12 protein-coding genes and 9 pseudogenes are annotated in these 23,288 nt (G+C 42.5%); all 21 read right to left on the bottom strand.

Going from position 1 to position 23,288, the window contains the following annotated elements; genetic code table 11:
• Nucleotides 1–79: 79 nt before the first annotated feature.
• Nucleotides 80–1,757, bottom strand: a pseudogene (locus G4D76_RS13710) (ribonuclease J).
• 26 nt (nt 1,758–1,783) lie between these two features.
• The gene (pnp, locus tag G4D76_RS13705; protein ID WP_213810158.1) at nt 1,784–3,907 is read right to left on the bottom strand and encodes a polyribonucleotide nucleotidyltransferase; all 2,124 of its coding nucleotides are present in this window, start codon (nt 3,905–3,907) and stop codon (nt 1,784–1,786) included.
• A 445-nt stretch (nt 3,908–4,352) separates the two neighbouring features.
• On the bottom strand, nt 4,353–5,276 hold the full coding sequence (locus tag G4D76_RS13700; RefSeq protein ID WP_213810157.1) for a nuclease-related domain-containing protein: 924 nt from the start codon (nt 5,274–5,276) through the stop codon (nt 4,353–4,355).
• 219 nt (nt 5,277–5,495) lie between these two features.
• A complete protein-coding gene (rpsO, locus tag G4D76_RS13695) occupies nt 5,496–5,765 on the bottom strand; it encodes a 30S ribosomal protein S15 (protein WP_026858383.1) in 270 nt (89 codons plus the stop codon).
• Nucleotides 5,766–5,923: 158 nt separating this feature from the next.
• Nucleotides 5,924–6,861: pseudogene (gene ribF / locus G4D76_RS13690) on the bottom strand (riboflavin biosynthesis protein RibF).
• Nucleotides 6,848–6,994 carry a hypothetical protein gene (locus tag G4D76_RS15620; RefSeq protein ID WP_250130025.1) on the bottom strand — a complete coding sequence of 49 codons (147 nt, stop codon included), beginning with the start codon at nt 6,992–6,994 and terminating at the stop codon, nt 6,848–6,850. Before G4D76_RS15620 ends, ribF begins: the two are co-directional and overlap by 14 nt.
• Before the next feature lie 20 nt (nt 6,995–7,014).
• Nucleotides 7,015–7,800: a tRNA pseudouridine(55) synthase TruB gene (gene truB, locus G4D76_RS13685; RefSeq protein WP_250130024.1), complete on the bottom strand. Its 786-nt coding sequence runs from the start codon at nt 7,798–7,800 to the stop codon at nt 7,015–7,017.
• 86 nt (nt 7,801–7,886) lie between these two features.
• Nucleotides 7,887–8,234, bottom strand: a complete 348-nt coding sequence (gene rbfA, locus G4D76_RS13680; protein ID WP_026858386.1) for a 30S ribosome-binding factor RbfA — start codon at nt 8,232–8,234, stop codon at nt 7,887–7,889.
• Nucleotides 8,235–8,236: 2 nt separating this feature from the next.
• Nucleotides 8,237–10,328 (bottom strand): annotated as a pseudogene (infB, locus tag G4D76_RS13675) (translation initiation factor IF-2).
• Between the two features lie 177 nt (nt 10,329–10,505).
• Nucleotides 10,506–10,637 (bottom strand): hypothetical protein, encoded by a 132-nt coding sequence (locus G4D76_RS16320; protein ID WP_256440504.1) that lies wholly within the window; start codon nt 10,635–10,637, stop codon nt 10,506–10,508.
• Nucleotides 10,634–10,917: pseudogene (gene rnpM / locus G4D76_RS13670) on the bottom strand (RNase P modulator RnpM). The gene G4D76_RS16320 and the pseudogene rnpM overlap by 4 nt, the downstream one beginning before the upstream one ends.
• Before the next feature lie 22 nt (nt 10,918–10,939).
• Nucleotides 10,940–11,983: pseudogene (nusA, locus tag G4D76_RS13665) on the bottom strand (transcription termination factor NusA); the annotation flags it as partial.
• Between the two features lie 16 nt (nt 11,984–11,999).
• Nucleotides 12,000–12,137: an LSm family protein gene (locus G4D76_RS15615; RefSeq protein ID WP_250130023.1), complete on the bottom strand. Its 138-nt coding sequence runs from the start codon at nt 12,135–12,137 to the stop codon at nt 12,000–12,002.
• Nucleotides 12,100–12,459: a ribosome maturation factor RimP gene (rimP, locus tag G4D76_RS13660; protein ID WP_250130022.1), complete on the bottom strand. Its 360-nt coding sequence runs from the start codon at nt 12,457–12,459 to the stop codon at nt 12,100–12,102. Before rimP ends, G4D76_RS15615 begins: the two co-directional genes overlap by 38 nt.
• Before the next feature lie 121 nt (nt 12,460–12,580).
• Nucleotides 12,581–16,861, bottom strand: a pseudogene (locus tag G4D76_RS13655) (PolC-type DNA polymerase III).
• 72 nt (nt 16,862–16,933) lie between these two features.
• Complete coding sequence (locus tag G4D76_RS13650; RefSeq protein WP_213810155.1) at nt 16,934–18,628, bottom strand: proline--tRNA ligase; 1,695 nt, start codon at nt 18,626–18,628, stop codon at nt 16,934–16,936.
• 12 nt (nt 18,629–18,640) lie between these two features.
• Nucleotides 18,641–19,924: an RIP metalloprotease RseP gene (gene rseP / locus G4D76_RS13645; RefSeq protein ID WP_213810154.1), complete on the bottom strand. Its 1,284-nt coding sequence runs from the start codon at nt 19,922–19,924 to the stop codon at nt 18,641–18,643.
• A 5-nt stretch (nt 19,925–19,929) separates the two neighbouring features.
• Nucleotides 19,930–21,050, bottom strand: a pseudogene (locus tag G4D76_RS13640) (1-deoxy-D-xylulose-5-phosphate reductoisomerase).
• 18 nt (nt 21,051–21,068) lie between these two features.
• Nucleotides 21,069–21,853, bottom strand: a pseudogene (locus G4D76_RS13635) (phosphatidate cytidylyltransferase).
• The gene (locus G4D76_RS13630; protein ID WP_026858397.1) at nt 21,843–22,604 is read right to left on the bottom strand and encodes an undecaprenyl pyrophosphate synthase; all 762 of its coding nucleotides are present in this window, start codon (nt 22,602–22,604) and stop codon (nt 21,843–21,845) included. The pseudogene G4D76_RS13635 and the gene G4D76_RS13630 overlap by 11 nt, the downstream one beginning before the upstream one ends.
• Before the next feature lie 119 nt (nt 22,605–22,723).
• Nucleotides 22,724–23,280 (bottom strand): annotated as a pseudogene (frr, locus tag G4D76_RS13625) (ribosome recycling factor).
• Nucleotides 23,281–23,288: the final 8 nt, after the last annotated feature.

Raw genomic sequence — 23,288 nt, 5'->3', positions numbered from 1 at the left:
TTACCACCTTCATTTTCACTTTTTAATTATAACAACGGAGATATAAGGTTATCCTAATATCTCCGTCGTTTTTACTCTATTATATTTCAGAAATGATTGGAATAATCATCGGACGACGCTTCGTTTCATCGTATAGGAATTTACCGAGGTCATCTGATATTTTGTTTTAAGACACTCCATTCAATTTTACCGGCACTGATATTGTCTTCGACAATACCTCTTACGTGTTCGGCAGCTTCTTTCATAAGTGCTTCCGATTCTTTAACGTAAACAAAACCGCGGGATTGAATTTCAGGTCCAGCCATAATTGCTCTCGATTCGCGGTCGATTGTCACGACTGCGATAAAGATTCCGTCTTCAGAGAGCAGTCTGCGGTCGCGCAGAACGATGTTACCCACATCGCCGACACCGCTGCCGTCAATTAATACATTGCCGGCTTCGACTTTTTCAGTGCTGTACATTTTCTCTCCGTCAAACTGAACAACGTCACCTTTTTCAAGGAGGAAAATATTTTCCGCTTTAACGCCTGTTTCAGTCGCCAGACGCGCGTGGGCAATCTGGTTTTTAAATTCACCCTGTACAGGAATGAAGTGTTCCGGATTAAAAATGTTCAGCATCATTTTAAGCTCTTCAGCAAGCCCGTGGCCTGAAGCATGAATATTTTTAGATGGCGTGTTGATTACAGCACCTGCTTTAACGAGTTCGTTAAGCGTCGTGTACAGTACAACTTCCATATTTGATGACGGCGTTGTTAAGATATAAACTTCGTCGCCTTCTTTAATATTCGTTACTTCGTGCTGGCCGCGTGACATTTTACCAAGTGCTTCAATTGGTTCACCCTGAGAGCCTGTTGCAATAATGACTACTTCATTATCAGGATAATCTTTAATTTCATGACTTGGTAAAAGAAGTCCGTCAGGAATATCAAAATAGCCGAGCTTTCTCGCTACTTTAAATGAAGATTCAAGCGTGCGTCCTAAGAACGACACTTTACGGTTCACTTTCGCAGCATTAGTCAGCACCTGCTGGATACGTACGAAGTTCGACGCATAGCATGATACAATAATACGTTTTTTAGATTTTTGGAAAGCGTCCAGAATTGCCCCTTCAACAAGGTTTTCTGCCACGTTATAGCCCGGTTTCTCAGCTTCTGTTGAGTCACTGATTAACGCGAGTGTTTTGTTTTTAGCAGCGAGTGCATACATCTTCGACATGTTGTAGTCGTAGTTGCCTTTTAAGCTCTGGTCGAATTTGAATTCGCCCGTATAAACGACTGCACCGTAAGGTGTATTCAAGCTGATTCCGTAAGAATCCGGAATACTGTGCGATGTTTCGAAAAATTCTACATCGGTATTGCCGAACTTCATTACTGATTCATTGTTAATTGCGTAAAACTTAACTTTCTTTTTAACGTTCTTCTCTTTCAGACGTTCTTTAATTAGAGCAAGTGTTAAACGCGAGCCGTAAACAGGCACGTTTAATTCTTGAATAATATAAGGAATTGCACCGATTGAGTCTTCATGTCCATGAGTAATAAAAATTGCTTTCAGGCGATCTTTATTTTCTAAAACATATGAAATGTCAGGTATGACAATGTCGATACCCAGCATTTCATCTTCAGGGAACATAAGACCCGCATCGAGAATAAACATATCGTCGTCAACTTCAACGACATACATGTTTTTTGCAATCTCACCAACGCCGCCGAGAGGAACGATTTTCACATGTGCTTTTTTAGTTTCTTTATTCACATTAATGTCCTCCTTGTTAATTTCCGGCAGTGCTATTTAGTCTTCTTTTTCTCTTTATCTTCTTCAAGTAATACTTTACGGGAGCCATTAGCTCGTCCCTGTCTGTCGATTTCAGTAACTTTTATGCGGATTTTATCGCCAATTTTAACGATATCTTCAACTTTGTTGACACGTTCAGTATCAAGCTGTGAAATGTGCACAAGAGCGTCTTTGCCCGGGAAGAGCTGAACGAATGCACCGAATTTTTCAATGCGTCGCACTTCACCGTTATAAATTTCGCCGACAGCCGCTTCGCGTGTAATATCTTCGATAATTTTACGAGCAGCCTGTATTGCATCCTGGTCGTTTGAAGCGATGTATACAGTACCATCCTGTTCGATATCCAGCTTAACGCCTGTTTCGTCGATAATTTCATTAATTTTCTTACCGCCCGGTCCAATAACGTCGCGGATTTTAGCAGGTTTAATATGCATAACTTCAACTTTCGGTGCATGCGCTGATAATTCAACGCGCGGCGTGCTGATTGTTGCAAGCATATTTTCTAAAATGTGCAGACGGCCGATGCGTGCCTGCTCAAGTGCTTCCTGTAAAATCGCTTCACCTAAACCGTCGATTTTAATATCCATTTGAATTGCAGTAATACCTTTAGGTGTACCGGCAACTTTAAAGTCCATATCTCCAAGCGCATCTTCCATACCTTGAATATCAGACAGAATCGTATAGTTCTCACCTTTTTTAACAAGCCCCATTGCAATACCTGCAACCGGTGCTTTAATTGGTACACCTGCATCCATTAATGCAAGCGTCGAACCGCAGATTGATGCCTGTGAAGATGAACCGTTTGATTCAAGCACTTCAGACACGACACGGATTGTGTACGGGAATTCAGTTTCGCTAGGAAGAACTTGCAGTAATGCACGTTCCCCTAATGCACCATGACCGATTTCGCGGCGGCCCGGCCCGCGGATTGGACCTGTTTCACCAACAGAGAAATTCGGGAAGTTATAGTGGTGCATATAGCGTTTCTTATCTGCTTCGCCAAGACCGTCGATGATCTGGTGTTCACCAAGACCGCCGAGTGTTGCGACAGATAGCGCCTGCGTTTGTCCACGTGTAAATAAAGCTGAACCATGCGTGCGGGGCAATAGTCCTACTTGTGAATTTAACGGGCGGATTTCAGCCGGTTCACGGCCATCAGGACGGACTTTATCGTCTGTGATCTGACGGCGGACTTCAGCTTTAACTAGCTCGTCGAATACTTTTGAAGCCTCTGAAACTAACGTTTCGTAATCTTCAGCATCTTCGTCGAAACTCGCGATAATATTCTGCTTCACTGCAGTAATATTCTCTTCCCTTGTCTGCTTGTCGTTTTCCTGAATTTTAGCATAAAGCTCCTGCGCTTCGGCCTGAGCTGTTACTTCGGCGCGGAACTGTCCATCGATTTCATCGATAGTTACTTCGCGTTTAACCGGATTAATCTGTGCAATCGCGTCGTTTTGGAACTGCACAAGTTCTTTAATGTTTTCGTGACCGAAAAGAATCGCTTTTAACATAATATCTTCAGGAATTTCCTGTGCCGCTGCCTCTACCATGTTTACTGCGTCGTAAGTACCCGCCACTTGAAGTTCAAGTTCCGATTTTTCCATCTGTTCCACTGTCGGATTGATGATAAACTCCCCGTCGATTAAACCGACAGTTACGCCGGCAATCGGTCCGTCAAACGGAATATCCGATACACTTAGCGCCATCGAAGAACCGAGCATTGCTGCCATTTGCGGAGAAGCATCGTTGTCTGCAGATAAGACCATAGACATTACCTGTACATCGTGACGGTAGCCATCCGGGAATAACGGACGGATTGGTCTGTCGATTAAACGGCTAGTCAGCGTAGCATCTTCACTCGGACGCCCTTCACGCTTGTTAAAGCCGCCGGGAATTTTCCCTGCTGCGTACATTTTTTCCTCATAAGCTACTGTTAACGGGAAGAAGCCGATATTCTTCGGTTCTTTCGACCCTGTCGCTGTAGAGAGCACTACTGTATCGCCGTAACGCACAAGTACAGAACCACTCGCCTGCTTAGCCATTTCCCCGTACTCTATAATAAGCGGGCGACCGCCCCACTCAGTTTCAAACACTTGTTTAGTCTGTTCATTCATAATTTGTTTTCTCTCCTTAGCTTTGGCACTTATAATTATCATATCATTTTTGTTCTAAAATATATATAAAAAGGAATTGGGGGTGAGGATGGATTTCGTGCGTGATTTAGGCGTTGGAGAATGACGGTTTCGTTACTATAAAAGCTGTTCATTGTTACTTTGATGCTGTTGCGACACTATGAAAGCTGTTCATTGTTACTTTGATGCTGCTGCGATACTATGAAAGCTGTTCATTGTTACTTTGATGCTGCTGCGACACTATGAAAGCTGTTCGTTGTTACTTTGATGCTGCTGCGACACTATGAAAGCTGTTCATTGTTACTTTGATGCTGCTGCGACACTATGAAAGCTGCTGATTGTTACTATAGGCTGAAATCTTTCGGTTCCTTTATCACATCACTAACTTTATCCTTATATCTCTGTACTTTTTTGGTTTTTGTGATGGCTACATTGAAATCATAGTACTTAAAAGTATATGATGTTTGTCTTCCTTTTTTATTACATCACAATGTTTCTGAAGCGCACGAAGGACTGTAATTTTATGAAGTTGGAAGTCTATCAGCTCCAGTATGGACCGCTTCGTCATTGGGTGATTGTAAAACAGAAACTTATGATCGCTCATCGCGCGGAGCAGGTGCGTTTCATTACTCTCTATTGTACCGCACTTGGCACATGTTAACTGGAACCTGCCCTTCTCCAGCTCAAAACTTCCGCATTCTCCGCAGTACAGTCCTTTACGAATCTGCCCAACATTCGAACTGCCGTTAAAATACGGGTTCACTGTTTCATGCTCGCGTATCAATGCTACCAGACGATCTGCCTTCTTTGTATTATAACTGTCTTTAAACTGCCTGAAATATTTCTTCATATCCATTCGAATGACGACGTTTTTCCAAATTGACGTATCTTCCGAATACAACCTGAAGTCATCGTTTGGAAAAATCACTTTCGCCTTAATATCAACAGTAACTTTAGCATTCTTGCATATGCGAAACAATTTCCCGACTGCCCGGTCGACCTGTGTAAATGGATTATCAGGAATGACTTCATTATTTCTAATCAGCCTGCCGTCATTAAATTGATACTCGCCGCTGTAGTTTTTAATCTCATTAACAATCAGAGTGTCATTCGCAATTATAATACTGTCATACTGCGCACCTGATTTCCCTGCAGCAAGATAAACGTCTCTAAAAACATACAAGTTATCGTGGCCGGTTTCGTCGAATAATTTATCGTATAAACACTCGCCTGAAAATCCGTTCTCATATATTTTCAGTTCACGCTTATCCTCTGCACTTAAAACCTCCCTCCTGCTCAATGCTCTGTAATGTAAAAGTTCTGCCGTTGCATTTCTGTCATTTAAATACATTCATTTTCCTCCTTTTTAAAAAGATCCTTCTACCCTATATATACGGGAAAACAGCGATTTCCTTTTAAAAAAGTTACTTAAACACAAAAATAGCAAAACTGGTTTACTTATTACACAAATCCACATAGTTTTTACATTATTTGTATGCACTGAATTTACACATCAAAAAAACCCGCTCCTCAATGAGAAACGGGTTCAAAATTATTAATAATTTATAAATTAACGACGTAGACCAAGTTTAGCGATTAAGTCGCGGTATCTAACTACATCTTTGTTACGCAGGTAAGTTAGTAAGTGTTTGCGGCGACCTACCATTTTAAGAAGACCGCGTCTTGAGTGGTGGTCTTTCTTGTGCGTACGTAAGTGTTCGTTTAATGTGTTGATGTCCTCTGTTAATACAGCGATTTGAACTTCTGGTGACCCAGTATCAGTTTCGTGTACGCGGTACTCTTCGATTAATTCAGTTTTTCTTTCTTGTGAAATTGCCATTATAATTCCTCCTAATATTTTATATACACCTGTATCCGAGCATGCGTCGGAGTTTCAACAATGCCAAGATACGGTACTTGTCATATTATATACGTTTCCCATGCCTTTTTCAAGTGTTCATTTACACGATAAAAACCGGACCTCTTTAAAAGTCAGGACTATTTATCCTGCAGCATCCGTCGTGCAATCTGCGCATCGGAATCGATTGCAGCAATCAGCGGCTCGATGCCGTCGAATTTTTCTTCGTCTCGGACGAAATGGTGCCAGTGCACTGTGACGTTTTCTCCGTATATATCGCGGGCGAAGTCAAAAATGTAAACTTCTGTCGTTAAGCGCGCATTATCGTGGAATGTCGGTTTAACACCTACACTCGCCACACCTTTATAAACAGTGTCGTCGTTTCGATTGTCATCGTGACAGCATATGAACCTTTTGCCGGCATAAAGTAGCGGTAGTTCGGTTCGATGTTTGCTGTCGGGAAGCCGATTGTCCGGCCGCGCTTCTCCCCTTGTACGACAATGCCTTCGATATCGTAAGCGCGCCCTAATGCAGCGTTGGCATTATCGAGCTCGTGGTTATCGAGATATTCGCGGATACGTGTCGTCGATACTTTATCATCGTCGAGTTCGTGCTTGTCGACTTCCGTCGTATTGAATTCTTCATACTGTTTTAAATCAGCGACTGTGCCGCTGCCTTTTTTACCGTATGTATAATCGAATCCTGCAATGACTTCTTTAATTTTGCTGCCGATAATATATTCCTTAACGAAATAATCTTTATCGAGTCCTGCAAATGCACTGGAAAAATTAATGACGAAGACATAATCTATGTCCAGTTCTTCAAGTTTCTTCATTTTAATATCAAACGGTGTTAAATAAGTTGTACGCTGTTTTTTTGGATCCAGTACGACAGACGGATGCGGATCGAATGTCATGACTGCTTTTTTTAAGCCGTTAGCTTCTGCAATCTCCTTCATCGTATCGATAACATCGATATGGCCTAAATGGAGACCATCAAAAAAACCTAATGCTGCAGCTGACGGCTCTATGTTTGAAAGTACTTCATCGTTTGGGTAGTGCAATTTAATTATTTCCATAAGTCCCCCATAAGTTGTTAAACATTTTAAATGGTTTTAACTGATCAGGTTTTTCCGGATGTGTTTTATAAATTCCGAGCGGCATCTCACCGCGGGTGAATAATATAGTATCAAGTTCAGTTAACCCCAGCATTGTTAATATATCACTTTTTACTATTTTTGCCCGTGTGTGATTTGGAATAATAAATCTTCATTATTTTGTATATCGTGTCTTAATATATCGTCCAGCATATCGATGATTGGAATCGGCTCTGCTTTGACTGTGCCGTCTCTTAAATCATCTAAGCGAATAGCTTCGTCAATTGAAAATCCGCATGAGCCTGTCCGCCGGAGATATGACATATGTGCTGGATAGCCGAGTGCAGCCCCGATATCGACTGCAAGTGTGCGGATGTAGGTGCCTTTTGAGCATGTAACGTCGATATCAAATGATATTGTCCCGTCCTCGTAACGGACGTCTGAAGTCAGTTTTAGATTTTTAATCTGCACTGTGCGGGACGGCCGTTCAACTTCAATGCCTTCGTGTGCATACCAGTACAATTTACGTCCATTTACGCGGACTGAGCTGTACAGCGGCACCATCTGATAATAGTCACCCTTGAACTTTTCAATGGCTGACAGAACATCCTTTTTAGTAATGCTGCCCTCAATGACCTCAGCGGTCTCCATCGTTTTACCTGTCGCATCTTCAGTATCTGTTGTGCGCCCGAGTGTGACAGTCGCGATGTAGCGTTTGTCCCGCTGCTGCAGTATTTCAGTCAGTTTTGTCGCGTCACCGATAACGATTGGAAGAACACCTGTAACGGAAGGATCGAGCGTACCTGTATGACCGACTTTTTTCGTGCCGAGTACGCGGCGCATTTTGTAAATCACGTCGTGTGAAGTCATGCCTGCGGGTTTATCGACAGGAATCACGCCGTGTATATTATTGTTTGCCATTATCTTCACCTGCTTATTTTATGTAAAAAAATAAAACCGCACCCGACTCCCGGCCGGGAAAACGAGTGCGGCTTATATTGTTTTGATTATTTATCCTGGTCTTTAATGTCGCTTAACAGTGATTCGATTTTTTTACCGTAGTCGATTGAAGTATCGTATTTAAATTTAACTTCAGGTGCTTTACGTAAACGAATATTAGATGCGACAGCTTTTCTGAATAGGCCGTTAAACTTATCCAGAGTTTCCTGGACGAATTCTCTATTATTATTTAATGACGTATAGTAAGCCGTCGCTGTTTCGTTTTCTTTCGTTACTTCGACTTCGGTCACTGTAACCATACCGATGTCCGGTTCTTTATCTGTAACTGTTGTACGGATTTCTTCGCTAAGCACTTTTTTAATTTCTTCTGCTATGCGTTCATTTCTCGTTGACATAATTATTTCCTCTCAATCTCTACCATAATGAATGGCTCTATTTGGTCGCCTTCTTTGATATCGTTGAAGTTCTTAATTGTAAGTCCGCATTCATAACCTGTCGTTACTTCTTTTGCATCGTCTTTAAAACGTTTCAGCGTATCGAGTTCACCTTCGAATACAACGATGCCGTCACGAATGACGCGCACACCGCTGTCACGTGTGATCTTACCGTCTGTAACGTAAGCTCCTGCAATTGTACCCACTTTAGATACTTTGAAGATTTCGCGTACTTCAACATTACCGATAACTTGTTCTTCGAATTCAGGGTCAAGCATACCCTTCATAGCAAATTCAATTTCTTCGATAACTTTATAAATAATACGGTGAAGTCTCATATCGATCTGGCTTTGCTCTGCAGCACGCTTAGCATTAACATCCGGACGGACGTTAAAGCCGATAATAATCGCGCTTGAAGCATTTGCTAAAGTAACATCTGATTCGTTAATTGCTCCGACACCCGTATGAATGATGCGGACGTTAACGCCTTCGACATCGATTTTCATCAGTGAGAGCAGCAAGTGCCTCAACCGAACCTTGAGCGTCACCTTTGATGATGATGTTGAGATCTTTCATCTCGCCTTCTTTCATCTGTTCGAACAAGTTATCGAGTGACACTTTCTGGTTTACTTCTCTGTCTTTCATAATCTTGTTTTCGTGGCGTGCTTCACCGATTTGACGTGCTTTTTTATCGTCTTTGAAAACTACGAAACGGTCGCCCGCTTCAGGCACATCGTTAATACCCGTAATTTCAACAGGTACAGACGGGCCTGCTGATTTAATACGCTGGCCAGTGTCTGAAACCATTGCACGGACTTTACCGAATGTAGAGCCGACAACGATGGAATCTCCGACGTTAAGCGTACCGTGCTGGACGAGCAGGCTCGCTGCAGGTCCGCGTGATTTGTCGAGTTCCGCATCGATTACTGTACCGACTGCAGGCATGTTGCTCGTCGTTTTAAGTTCAGCCATTTCGCCGACTAAAGTAATCATTTCAAGCAGGTCGTCTATACCGTCGCCTGTTAATGCTGAAAGCTGAACGAAAATAGTGTCGCCGCCCCAATCTTCAGGATAAAGACCGTGCTCACCAAGTTCAGTCATTACGCGGTCTGCGTTGCTGTTGGTTTGTCTGTTTTGTTTACCGCTACGATAATCGGCACTTCAGCCGCTTTCGCGTGGTTAATTGCTTCGATTGTCTGAGGCATTACACCATCATCTGCTGCAACAACAAGAATAGTAATATCAGTTACCTGAGCACCACGTGCACGCATTGTAGTGAAAGCTGCGTGTCCAGGTGTATCTAAGAAAGTGATTTTCTTATCGCCGTGTTCGATCTGGTAGGCACCAACGTGCTGAGTAATCCCGCCAGCTTCACCTGCAGTCACTTTCGTGTTGCGGATTGAATCAAGCAGTGTTGTTTTACCGTGGTCAACGTGACCCATAATTGTAACAACGCTTGGACGTTCTTCGTCGAGAGTCTGTTCTTCTAAGTTAAAGAAGTTTGTCAGATCGGTATCATCTACAAACACTTCAAGTTCAGAAGTGAAACCGTAGTTTTCAGCAACCACTTCAACTGACTCCTGGTCAAGTGACTGGTTAATGTTTGTCACAATACCTAACATGAATAAGTCTTTTACGATAACTGAAGATTCTACGCCGATTTTTCTGCAAGTTCACCAACAGTGATACCTTCTTCGTAAGTGAAGTGTTTTGATTCAGGTTCCGCTTGTTTCGGTTCCTGTTTTTTAGCTTCAGCCTGTTTAGGCTTCGCAGTATTTGGCTTATTTTTCTGGTTTTGTTTTCTGTTGTTATTATTATTTTTTTGCTGGTTTTGTTTCGCATTGTTCTGTTTAGCTGCAGGTTTATTAGCAGCCGGCTTTGCATCAGCTTTTTTAGCGTTCTTTTTAAACTGAGCGTCGAGGACTTTAAGTACATCATCTTCTAATGATGACATGTGACTTTTAACCTCGATATTTTCGATTCCAGGAAATCGATAATTTCTTTACTTGTTAATCCTGTTTCTTTGGCGTACTCATGAATTCTAATTTTACTCATTGAACCAATCCCTTCTATAGGAGCTCTTTTATCTTTCTGGCGAATCCCTTGTCGGAAATTGCCATTACGACCCTGTTATATGTGCCGGTCGCATGTGAAAGCTCTTCGTTTGTGTACTTGTCAATTACTGTGACATCATACGTTGCACATTTGTCTTTAATTCTCTTAGCTGTACTTTTACCGCATTTGCCGCAAGTAACACAACTTTTGTTTTACCGGTTTTATTGCCTCGAGTGTTTTCTCTTCGCCGGTAACAGTTTTTCCTGCGCCGGTTGCAAGCCCGATATAATTTAAAATTTTATCATTCATCGTTTTGGAATATCCTCTCTGTAAATAAGACGGATAATTTCATCGTATACCGGATCAAGTTCCTCAGTATTTTTACCGAGTGATTTTTCCAGCATCTTTTGGCGCGTGCATTATTCACTTTGTCGAGATCTTTCACGACATAGCTGCCGCGTCCATTTTTCTTGCCTGTTTTGTCAGCGGACACTTCGCCTTCTTTTGTTACAACGATGCGGATTAAATCTGCTTTAGGATGCATTTCATTCGTCAGGATGCATTTGCGCATCGGAATTTTCCGTGCCATTTCTTCACCTCTAGTCGTGACTGATGCCAGCCTCGGCAGCATCTGTTTCGCTTTTAATATCGATTTTCCAGCCAGTGAGTTTTGCAGCAAGACGTGCATTCTGTCCTTTTTTACCGATTGCTAAAGACAACTGGTGGTCAGGAACGACAACGACTGTGGATTTAGAATCTTCATCAACTTTAACACTCACTACCTGTGACGGGCTGAGTGCATTTTTAACGAATACTTTCGGATCTTCATCCCACAGGACGATATCGATTTTTTCACCGTTCAGCTCATCAACGATAGCTTCAACACGTGCACCTCTGGCACCGACACATGAACCGACAGCGTCGACATCAGTGTTTTTGCGTGAACGCTGATTTTTGAACGCTCGCCCGCTTCACGTGCAACGCTCATAACTTCAACAGTACCGTCAAAAATCTCAGGCACTTCTTCTTCAAATAAACGCTTCAGAAGATTCTTTGGGGTGTGTTCTCGACACGAAAATCTGAGGAACCTTTAGTCGTCTGTTCCACTTTGTTTGACGAACTTTAATACGTCGTTGGAATGTATGACTCATTCGGCATACGTTCTGATTCAGCAAGCACTGCATCAGTTTTACCAAGCTGAACATAGACGAAACGGTGATCTACACGGTCGATAAGACCTGTCAGAACTTCGTCTTCTTTGCTGATAAACTCGTCGTACAAATGCCGCGTTCAGCATCGCGGATACGCTGCATAACAGCCTGTTTCGCAGCCTGTGCCCCTACGCGGTTGAAGTCTTGCGGAGTCACGTCTTCATCAAACGGATCGCCGATTTCATAAGCCGGGTTATAATTCTGTGCTGTTAACAGATCGATTTCTGCAGTCGGATCTTCTACTTCAGCCACAACATCTTTACGTGAAACCACATGGTAAGCACCTGTCTCCATATTTAAATCAATCGAGACGTTTTTATGATCTGTATAGTTTTTCTTATATGCAGTAATCAGCGCTGCTTCAATGGCATCCACAAGCACTTCCATCGGAATGTTTTTCTCTTTATGAATAAATTCCACTGCATTAATTAGTTCCTGATTCACTCAATTTTCCTCCATTCTAAAATAAGACGGCTTTTCTTATTGTTGCTATTTTTTCACGTTCCACTGTAATAGTTTTTTTGCGTGTTTTTACTTTGTAATCAATTGTTACTGAATTTTCATCGTAAGCAGTCAGTATGCCTGTCCACTTTTTCACCGTCAATTTGCTTATACGCCTTAACGTAAATGCCTTTGTTCAGTGTGAGTTCCAAATCTTCTTCATCCTTTATCGGACGTTCTGCTCCGGGAGATGACACATCTAAGTAGTACGCGCCTTCGACAATATCCCACTCATCCAGTTCAGCACTGATTATTTCTGCAAATGCTGCACAGTCGTCGAGTGTAATACCACCTTTTTTATCCAGGAAAATACGCAGGAAAAAGTCTGGTCCTTCTTTAACGTAGTTAACTTCAACCAGTTTTAAATCGTTGTCTTTGGCAATTGGCTCGACATGAGTAAATACTTTTTTCGTTTGCATTCATGTCAAAGTCCCCCTTTCAAAACTAAGAGAAGAACGGGGCAAACCCGTTCTTCTCCTGCAGACTGAGTATTTTTATTCACTAATATTATACCATAGGCTCCCATGGCGTGCAACAATGCTAGATGTCAAAGATTGACAGCTGAGCTTTGTCCGGTAAATGATCGAGACTGCCGAGTTCAGTTAAGTACTCGATCAGTTTCTGTGATACGCCGGCTTTCTTATTTAAATCTTCTTTAGAGATAAAGCCCTCGTCACGACGAGTTTCGACAACCCGTTTCGCAACCGAGGCGCCGAGTCCCGGTACTGAAATAAACGGCGGAATCAGCGTGTCGCCTTCGATAATAAAGTCGAACGCGTCCGACTTATCGATGCTGACAGGCTGCACTTTAAAGCCGCGCTGTGCCATTTCATTAACGAGTTCCAGAACAACGAGTGTATCTTTCTCTTTCTTTGACAGCTCCTGGAAGTTCTGGTTCAGTTCGTTCACACGGTGACGGATTGTATCTTTATCTTTGACCATCGTTAAGAGATCAAAATCCGTTGCACGTACTGTAAAATAGCTCGCATAGTAAAACAGCGGATGGTGCACTTTAAAGTAAGCAATTCTTACTGAGTTCAGTACGTAGGCAGCAGCGTGAGCTTTCGGGAACATGTATTTAATTTTCTTACATGAATCGATGTACCATTTCTCAACGCCGTTATCTTTTTGCCTGTTCGTGTTCTTCTGTTAAACCTTTACCTTTACGCACTTTCTCCATAATATTAAATGCAACACTCGGCTCAAGTCCTTTATACATCAGCGTTACCATGATGTCGTCACGACAGCCGATAACGTTCGACAGATCACATGTACCTTTACGTATTAAGTCCTGTGCGTTGCCGAGCCATACGTCTGTACCGTGAGACAGTCCTGAAATCTGTACGAGTTCACTGAACGTCGACGGTCTGGTATCTTCCAGCATCTGACGCACGAAACCTGTGCCGAACTCCGGAATGCCGAGCGTTCCCGTTTTACATAAAATCTGGTCCGGTGTTACTCCGAGTGATTCAGGGCCGCTGAACAATTTCATCGTTTCCTGATCATCTGTCGGGACTGTAGTCGGATCAATGCCTGACAGATCCTGCAGCATGCGGATCATCGTCGGGTCATCGTGACCGAGTATATCCAGTTTTAATAAGTTACTGTCTATTGAGTGGAAATCGAAATGCGTCGTCATCCATTCAGCTTCAACATCATCCGCCGGATATTGAATTGGTGAGAAGTCGTATATATCCATGTCGTCCGGGACAACGATAATACCGCCCGGATGCTGCCCTGTTGTACGTTTAACACCGCTGCACCCAAGTACGAGACGGTCAACTTCCGCGCCCCGTTTGTGCAGACCGTTATCGTTTAAATAACCTTTGACGTAACCGAATGCTGTTTTCTCGGCAACAGTTCCGATTGTACCGGCTTTGTAAACGTAATCCACCCCGAACAGATCCTTCGTGTACTGGTGTGCTTTAGACTGATACACACCACTGAAGTTTAAATCGATATCCGGTACTTTATCCCCTTTAAAGCCAAGGAATGTTTCGAACGGTATATCCTGTCCTTCTTTAATTAAATCCACATTACAATTGCTGCATTTTTTATCAGGTAAATCATAACCGCTCGATACCGAACCGTCAGTAAAGAACTCTGACTCTTTACATTCCGGACAGACGTAATGCGGCGGCAGCGGGTTCACTTCGGTAATTTCAGTCATCGTTGCAACAAGACTTGAACCGACAGAACCCCTTGAACCGACGAGATAGCCGTCATCAAGCGAGCGTTTAACAAGCTTGTGGGAGATCAGGTAGATTACAGCAAAGCCGTTACCGATAATACTCTCGAGCTCTTTCTCAAGCCGGTCGACGACAATCTGCGGCACGTCTTCACCGTATAAAGCTTTCGCATTATCGTAAGTCATCTCTCTGATTTCTTCTTCCGCACCGTCAATTGTCGGCGGATATAAATCCTTTTTAATGACTTCAACGTTGCCGATCATATTAGCAATTTTCTGCGTGTTAGAGACGACAATTTCAAATGCTGTCTCCTCATCCAGAAAATCGAACAGCTCGAGCATTTCCTCAGTTGAACGGAAATGTGCTTCCGGCAAGTTGCCGCGTGACAGCGGATTACCCGGATTCGCCCTGACTAAAATATCACGGGACAGCTTATCGGATTCTTCCAGATAATGCACGTTGCCTGTTGCGACAACTGTTTTGTCCAGTTCTTTGCCGAGTTTAATAATATTTTCAATAATTTCTTCAAGCGTTGCTTCATCGCGTACGACTTCTCTGTCTAACAGCCGCTGGTACAGCGGTTTCGGGAAGACTTCCAGATAGTCGTAAAAATGCGCTTTTTTCTTCGCTTCTTCATATGACTTCTGCATCATTGCAGTGAATACTTCACCGTTATCGCAGGCGCTGCCGATTAACAGTCCTTCACGGTGTTCTTCAAGCACCTGGCGTTTAATACGCGCAGATTTATAAAAGTGGTCGGTCAGTGACAGACTCACAATTTTAAATAAGTTTTTTAAACCTGTATTGTTCTGCACTAATATCGAAATGTGTGTCGGCATCGCCCGTTTGTACGAGTCGCTGTTCGACAGACTCTTATTAATGTCTTTATGATTTGTAATACCATAGTCCGCTTTCAGCTGTGCCATCATCTTAATGAATATAAAGCTGTTGCTTCAGCATCGTAAATCGCCCGGTGATGCTGTGTTAAATCGACATTATATTTCTTCGCTAGAATATTCAGCCCGTGCTTTTTCATTTTGGTATTTATCGTTCTTGACAGCTCAAGCGTATCGATAACACCGTTTGTCGACTTGCCGAATCCTTCTTTACCATAAGCTTCATCGATAAAGCCCATATCAAAACTCGCATTATGCGCGACGAATATTGCATCGCCGACCCAGTCTTTAAAGTCTCTGATAACTTCACTGATGTCCGGCGCACCGACGAGCATATCGTCAGTAATTCCCGTCAATTCTTTAATCAGTTCCGAGAGCTTTTCTCCCGGATTGCTGAAGCGTTCAAATTTATCGATAACTTCACCGTTTTTAACTTTAACACCGGCAAGCTCAATAATTGAATCATATTTAGATGATAGTCCTGTTGTCTCAACGTCAAACACGACGAATTCATGATCTTCCAGTGAATAATCCTGCGGACGGTAGGCAATTGGTGCACCGTCATCGACGAGCAGGCCTTCCATGCCGAAAATCATTTTAAAATCATCATCGCTGTTCGTAGCGTTAAAGGCATCCGGAAATGCCTGGACGTTATTGTGATCCGTAATAGCGAGTGCTGAATGTCCGTACTGTTTTGCACGTTTAATATATTCTGTCACACTCGTCATGCCGTCCATCTGGCTCATCGTTGAATGCAGATGAAGCTCAACACGTTTCTCGTCTGCATTATCGCGTTTCGGTTTTTTATTAACCGCTGTTAAGTTGCGGATATTTAAGACCATATCCTTCGTAAACTCATCGTATTCCACGCGGCCTTCAATAATTACCCAGTCGCCTGATTCAAGTACTTCAAATACTTCATCGTCGTTTTTACCGTGGCGGGAAAACATTTTCGCCATAATTGAATCAGTATAATCCGTCAATTTCAGCTGCAGAATTTTACGGCCGCTTCGAAGGTCACGCACTTCTTTAGAGAAAATATGCCCTTCGATTTTTACGCTGTACTCTTCATCGAAAATATTTTCAAGCGGACGCACACCGTCGAAGTTTTGCGGCTTGCCGATTTGTTTTGGCACATTGCCTTGACGCTCCATCTGTTCGTCCATTTTTTCCTTGTCAGAAATAAACTGCGTAATGAGTGCTTCCCGTTCATCGCTGATACTTTTCTCCAAAGCTTCTGAACGCGATGATTGAAGTTCATCGTCAATTGTTACTTCAAGACCGTTTAAATGGATGCCGAAGTATTTATATGCATTTAACAGATTGCCGTTAATATGCTTATTGAAATGCGACTGTTCAATCGCATTTTTAACTGCGATATAAAGCACACCTTCATTCAATTTTATATTAGTGCGTTCGAGCTGATGCTTTATATTATCATTGATCGACAGACTGTTTACTGCGGTCATGAAATAATCCAGAACGAGCTGTTCATCGAATTCACCCTCGGCCATAATCAGTTCTGTTTTCGCAATGTCCTTAAATGCTTTATTTATATTAGTACTCATCATTTGATACAGCGCGCTTGGTATAATGCGGTCTGTAGTCAGATGGAATTGCCAGATTCTGTTATCGTCATCGACGACAACGCGTGACAGCTCGGCATTTTCCAAATAGTTATTTTGAGTAATATTTGCCTGTTCAAGTAAAATCTTTAATTTATCGTGGCTTTCCAATTAGAAAACACTCCCAGTTAAAAATTCCATAGCCTGCACCGGTTTCCTTAGAAAAACGCGTAAATCTAAGATTTACGCGTAGTCATTGTCTGCAAGATATGATGTTAAGTCTGTAATCTGCACTTCTGTTGATTCTTCTTCCAGACGGCCTTTAACTTCTACAATGCCGTCTTTTGCACCGCGTCCGACGACAATTCTTACAGGCAGTCCAATTAATTCTGAATCGGCGAATTTAACTCCCGCACGTTCGTTGCGGTCGTCATATAATACCCGGTTTGTCTTCGATAAAATATCGTATAATTCCGACGCAGTATTTGTAATCGTCTCATCTTTCGTATTCGCTGTAATAATGTGAATATCAAAAGGTGTGACTGATTTAGGCCAGAAAATCCCTTTATCATCGTGGTGACTTTCGACAATAGCCGACAGCACACGTGAAATTCCGATACCGTAGCAGCCCATTAATACTGGTTTTGCACGGCCGTTCTGATCCAGCACGTTAAAGTTCATCGCCTCTGAATATTTAGTGCCCAGTTTAAATACCTGACCGACTTCAATACCGCGCATAAATTTAGCAGGACCTGATCCGTCAGAGACCATCTCACCTTCGTTAATAAATCTGAAATCAGCTATACCCGCCGCTTCAAAGTCACGTTCGTGGTTCACATTTAAAAGGTGGTAGCCTGTTTCATTGGCACCGACAGGATAGTTTCTCATCGCTGCCACCTGGTAATCCAAGTAAACCGGAATTGAAGACTCGACAGGACCAAGTGATCCTGGTGAAGCATTCAGTTCAGCTGTGATTTCAGCGTCTTCTGCCATTTCGATAATTTCTGAGTTAAAGTATGCTTTTACTTTAATATCGTTTAACTCCTGATCTCCACGGATAACAATCATTTTCAGTCCGTCATCAGTTTTAACAACCATCGTTTTAGTCGTTAACGTTAAATCTGTATTTAAGAAATCAGCAAGTTCTTTTACTGTGCCGATTTCAGGTGTTGCAATTTTTTCAGTATCTTTCATTTCTTCAGTGCTGTTTTCAGCCGGAGCTGTACATTCTGCTTTTTCAATATTTGCAGCATAGCTGCTTTCATCTGTATAAACGATAGTATCTTCACCGATATCAGCAAGTGCCATAAATTCATGTGTATGGCTGCCGCCGATAGAACCGCCGTCTGCTTCCACTGCTCTGAAGTTAAGGTCAAGTCTTGTAAAGATACGGCTGTATGCATCGTACATATCTCTGTATGTTTTATCGAGTGAATCTTCATCGATATGGAAGGAGTATGCATCTTTCATTATAAACTCGCGTCCCCGGAGCAGACCAAAGCGCGGTCTTAACTCATCGCGGAATTTCGTTTGAATCTGGAATAATGTTAACGGCAGTTTTTTATAGCTTTTCAGTTCATCGCGGACAAGTGAAGTAATAACTTCCTCATGTGTCGGTCCAAGTGCAAATTCTCTGTCGTGACGGTCGCTGACTCTCATCAGCTCTTTACCGTAAGCTTGCCATCTGCCTGATTCTTCCCATAATTCACGCGGATGAAGAACTGGAAGATGCACTTCGGCACCGCCGATATTCATCATTTCTTCGCGTACAATATCCTGAATATTGTTCAGTACCAGCTGTGTAATTGGCAGGTATGCGTAAATACCGCGTGCGAGCTGTTTAATCATGCCTGATTTCAGCATCAGACGGTGACTTAAACTTTCGGCTTCTGTTGGTGTCTCCCTAAGTGTAGGGATAAACATTTGTGATTGCCTCATACTGTTTCACTCCTATAAGAAAAATGTTTTAATGTCGTTCCAGGTGACAAGCACCATAATAACTAAGACGAATAATACGCCGATTAATTGTATGTTTAATTCTACTTTGCGGTTTAATGGACGTCTGAAGATTCCCTCGTATAAAACGAATAAAATTCTTCCCCCGTCGAGCGCCGGAATCGGCAATAAGTTCATTATACCTAAATTCACACTGAGCAGTGCAGTGAAGTTCATCAGCACTAAAATACCCTGTGAAGCAACGGATTCCGTCACTTTATAAATACCGACCGGTCCATTCAGCATATCAAAACTGAATGTGCCTGCGAAAATTGTCCCGATCATATTAACAACGAGTTCAAATATTAGTGACATACTGGAGACCGTTTCCTGAATTCCCCACCATACCGGTGCGATAATTCCATTTTCGAAATCTCTGCCGACACCGATAATCAGACGTTTCTGTTCCGTACCGTCCGGCAGCTCTGTTGCTTCAACAGCAGGAACAAGCGTTTCTGTATGAGTGTTTCCTCCTGATTCAATAACGAGTTCCTGAGGGCTGCCTTCGCCTTCTTGAATCAGCTGTGTCATATGCGCCCAGCTGTCGACTGTTGTCCCGTCGATAGACTGAATGCGGTCGCCTGCTTCAAGGTCAATATCCGCTGCTGGCGTATCTTCCACAACCGTGCCGACAATCGGTTCATCCATCGGTTTACCCTGAATATAGAACAGAATTGTAAACAACACGAATGCAAGCAGGAAGTTGAATAAGGGGCCGGCAAACAGCGTTAAGAAACGAGCCCAGACACTTTTCGTTTCAAATCTTCCCGACAGCGGTGCAATGCGTTCAAGCTCGGAGTTTTCTACAAAGTAGCATTCCTCGCTGAAATGATAAGTCACTTCGCTGTTATCATTCAGTTTTAAACCTTTTACATACATCGCTTCTGAAATGTCGCTTTCAACAACTTCAATTTCTTCGACGTGCTGGAAATTATGTTTATCATCTAATAGAATATGTGTAATTTCATCGTTCTCATTTAACTTAATATTGATACGCATACCGGCATTCAGCGGATTGACTTCCATATCTTTTGATGCCATTCGCACGTATCCGCCGATAGGCAGAAGACGCACCGTGTATTGCGTATCATTGTATTTATATGAAAAGATTTTCGGCCCCATGCCAATGGCAAACTCCGGACACATAATGCCTGCGCGTTTTGCGAAGAACATATGGCCGAATTCATGCACGGTAACAAGCAGACCGAAAACGACTATAAAAGCTAAAATTCCTGTCACTTACTTCACCTCATATTTGATTTATAGCGCGCGTCAAGGCTCAGTATCGTTTCAAGATCGGGATTTTGAATATTCTCGTGCTGCAGCATGCGGGATTCAACGATTTCTTCAATTTCCAAAAATGAAATTCTGCCCTGTAAAAATTCACCAACTGCATATTCGTTCGCAGCGTTCATTACAGTAGCGAGAGTACCGCCTGCTTCCAGCGCATCATAAGCGAATTTTAACATTTTAAAGCGGTCAAAATCCATTGGTTTGAAGTTAAGCTGTGATAATTCATTTAAGGACAGCGGATTATTTTTATGTAACCGCTCCGGATGAGTAAATGCATATTGAATGGCCGTTCTCATATCGGAGTTGCCAAGCTGTGCCATAATACTGTTGTCAAATTCCACCATCGAGTGAACGAGCTCTCTTTATGAAGCAGTGTTTTAATCTGGGCAATTTCGACATCGAATAAATGCTTCGCTTCAATGACTTCAAAACCTTTGTTCATCATCGTCGCAGAATCAATTGTAATCTTTTGCCCCATCGACCAGTTCGGGTGATTTAATGCATCTTTCAAAGTGACATTGCCGAGGTCAGCACGCGTCAGATCTCTGAATGAACCGCCGCTTGCTGTTATAATAATATTGCTGATTTCTTTTTCATTTTCACCTTTTAAACATTGGAACAGAGCTGAATGCTCTGAGTCCACAGGAATAATCTGCACATTTTTGAGAGCCGCACGCTCCATCACAATAGCGCCTGCTGCAACTAATGTTTCTTTGTTCGCGAGTGCAATATCAATGCCGGCGTCTATTGCAGCAAGTGTTGGTTTTAGGCCGACACTGCCGAGAATTGCTGTTAAAAGTAAATTGCTGTCAAATGTTGCAACATCGATAAGACCTTTGTCTCCCGATGTAAATTCAATATGCGGATACTGAACTTTCAGCCCGCTGACGGCATTCTCATCCTGTACTGAAACGAGCAATGGTTTAAAGTCATGTAAAATCTCATGCAGTTTAGAAAGGTTCCGTCCGGCTGAAATTGCACCGAGTTTAAAGTGTTCCGGATTATTTTTAATGACGTCAAGCGCCTGGGTTCCGACAGAACCCGTGACACCGAGTATAGAAATGGTTTTTATCATATAATTCACCTGTTATTATGAAATAATCGGTAAGATGTTCATCAGGGGCAGTACGAAGATGAAACTGTCAAAGCGGTCTAGAATACCGCCGTGTCCCGGTAAAAATGTGCCTGAATCTTTCACGTCAAAGTGACGTTTTAATGCGGATTCCACGAGGTCCCCCATCTGCCCGAATATACTGAGAACTACCGTAAACGGAATTAAGAGCCACAGTGACCCTTCCATCAAACCCGCCATAACGAAAACAATCGGTATAATTATCGATACAAGCGTACCGCCGAGTGAACCTTCAATCGTTTTGTTTGGACTGATCTGCGGCCACAGTTTACGTTGCCGAATGATTTACCGAACAATTAGGCACCCGTATCTGTAAGCCAGACAATCAGCAGTGCATATAAAATATAAATAAGTCCTGATTCACGCGTTTCAAAAAAGTACATAAAACCGATGCCGATATATGCAACTGCCATGACGCAAAAACTCATATCGACAAAGTTAAATCTGTTCTTCGAAACAACTGTCGTCGACAGCATAATAAGTGCGAGTGCAACGATAATCTCCAGCTGGAAATCAGCGATGGCCGGGGAATAGGATTCCTGCGGTATTAAGACCATACAGAGAGCAATTAAAGATAAAACCCCCGGCAGAGAAAATATATGGATACGGTTCATCTTTAAAATTTCGTAAAGAGCCGTAATTGCCATGAGGTAGACTAATATTAGCAGCGGCCATGAGCCGAGAATTACAATCGGCAAAAATAACAGCAGCGCAATGACTGCAGTTATCGTTCTAGTCTTCATCTATTACATCCTCCTCATTTAAGCCTCCAAAACGCCGTTCTCTCTTTTGATACTGGCCGATTAAATCATCCAGCTCAGCAGTCGAGAATTCCGGCCACAGCGTATTTGAAAAGAATAATTCGCTGTAGGATGCCTGCCATAATAAGAAATTACTCAGCCGGTATTCACCTGACGTTCTAATAACCATTTCAGGGTCCGGCATATCTTTAGTCATTAAATAATCTTCGAATCTTTTGCTGTCGAGTGAATCAGCATCAAGTCTTCCTGCCTGAACGTCAGCGATCATCTCTTTGACCGCGCCAATCAGTTCGTCACGTCCGCCGTAGTTCAGTGCAAAAACGAGTGTTAGACCGGTATTTCCGGCAGTTTTATCGATGGCAGTCTGAACTGCTTTACGCGTATGTTTCGGCAGTGCTTCGAATTCACCAATCGTTTTAACAATAACGTTTTTTTCGATCAGTTCCGGTAAAAACGTACCGAGAAAATCGGTCGGCAGTTTAAGTAAGTAGTTCACTTCACTTTTTGGACGGGACCAGTTTTCAGTTGAAAACGCATAGAGCGTTAAATACTTTAGTTTAATATCTGCAGCATGTCTCACGATGCTCTTAATATTCTGCATGCCTTCATAATGGCCTTTTATGCGGGGCATGCTGCGCATCTTCGCATATCTGCCGTTGCCATCCATAATAATCGCAATATGTTCCGGTATTGGTCTCTCAGTCAGAGATTTGTTTTTAGTCGCATTAAACATGACGATCCTCCGTGCCAAATATGTATCTGTAATTAATTTTAATATACTTCTTCAATTATTTTATTTTAACATAGTTATACAATAAAAAAACAGGTAAGTCCCCTTACCTGTTTTTATAATTAAACTTCCAGAATGTCTTTTTCTTTAGCGTCACACATTACGTCGATTTCAGCGATGTGTTTATCTGTTAATTTCTGAACGCTTTCAGTCAGACTTCTAAGTTCGTCCTCTGAGATATTGCCTTTTTTTCTGAAGCTTTCAGCTCGTCATTTGAATCGCGGCGCACGTTACGGATTGCAACTTTAGCGTTTTCGCCTTCTTTGCGGGCATCTTTAACAAATTCTTTACGTCGTTCTTCAGTCAGCTGAGGTATAGATATACGAATCAGCGTGCCATCACTCGTTGGATTCACGCCGAGGTCCGCCATTTGAATTGCTTTCAATACGCTGTCAACTGAACTCTTATCGTAAGGTGTCACTACAAGCATACGTGCTTCAGGAATACTGATGCTTGCCAGCTGATTAAGCGGCGTTGGTGCACCGTAATATTCAACATTTACACGGTCAAGCATACTTGAGTTTGCAGCACCTGTACGGATTGATGCAAGTTCTCTCGCCAGACTGTCAATTGACTTCTTCATTTTGTCTTCGGATGTTTTCAAAACGGATTCACTCATATTAATAT

Origin of the sequence: Jeotgalicoccus sp. WY2, assembly GCF_018437745.1 — a bacterium.
GTDB lineage: Bacteria > Bacillota > Bacilli > Staphylococcales > Salinicoccaceae > Jeotgalicoccus > Jeotgalicoccus psychrophilus.
Note: the sequence above shows the minus strand (reverse complement) of the source record. Positions and strands in the feature narration are given on the sequence as shown.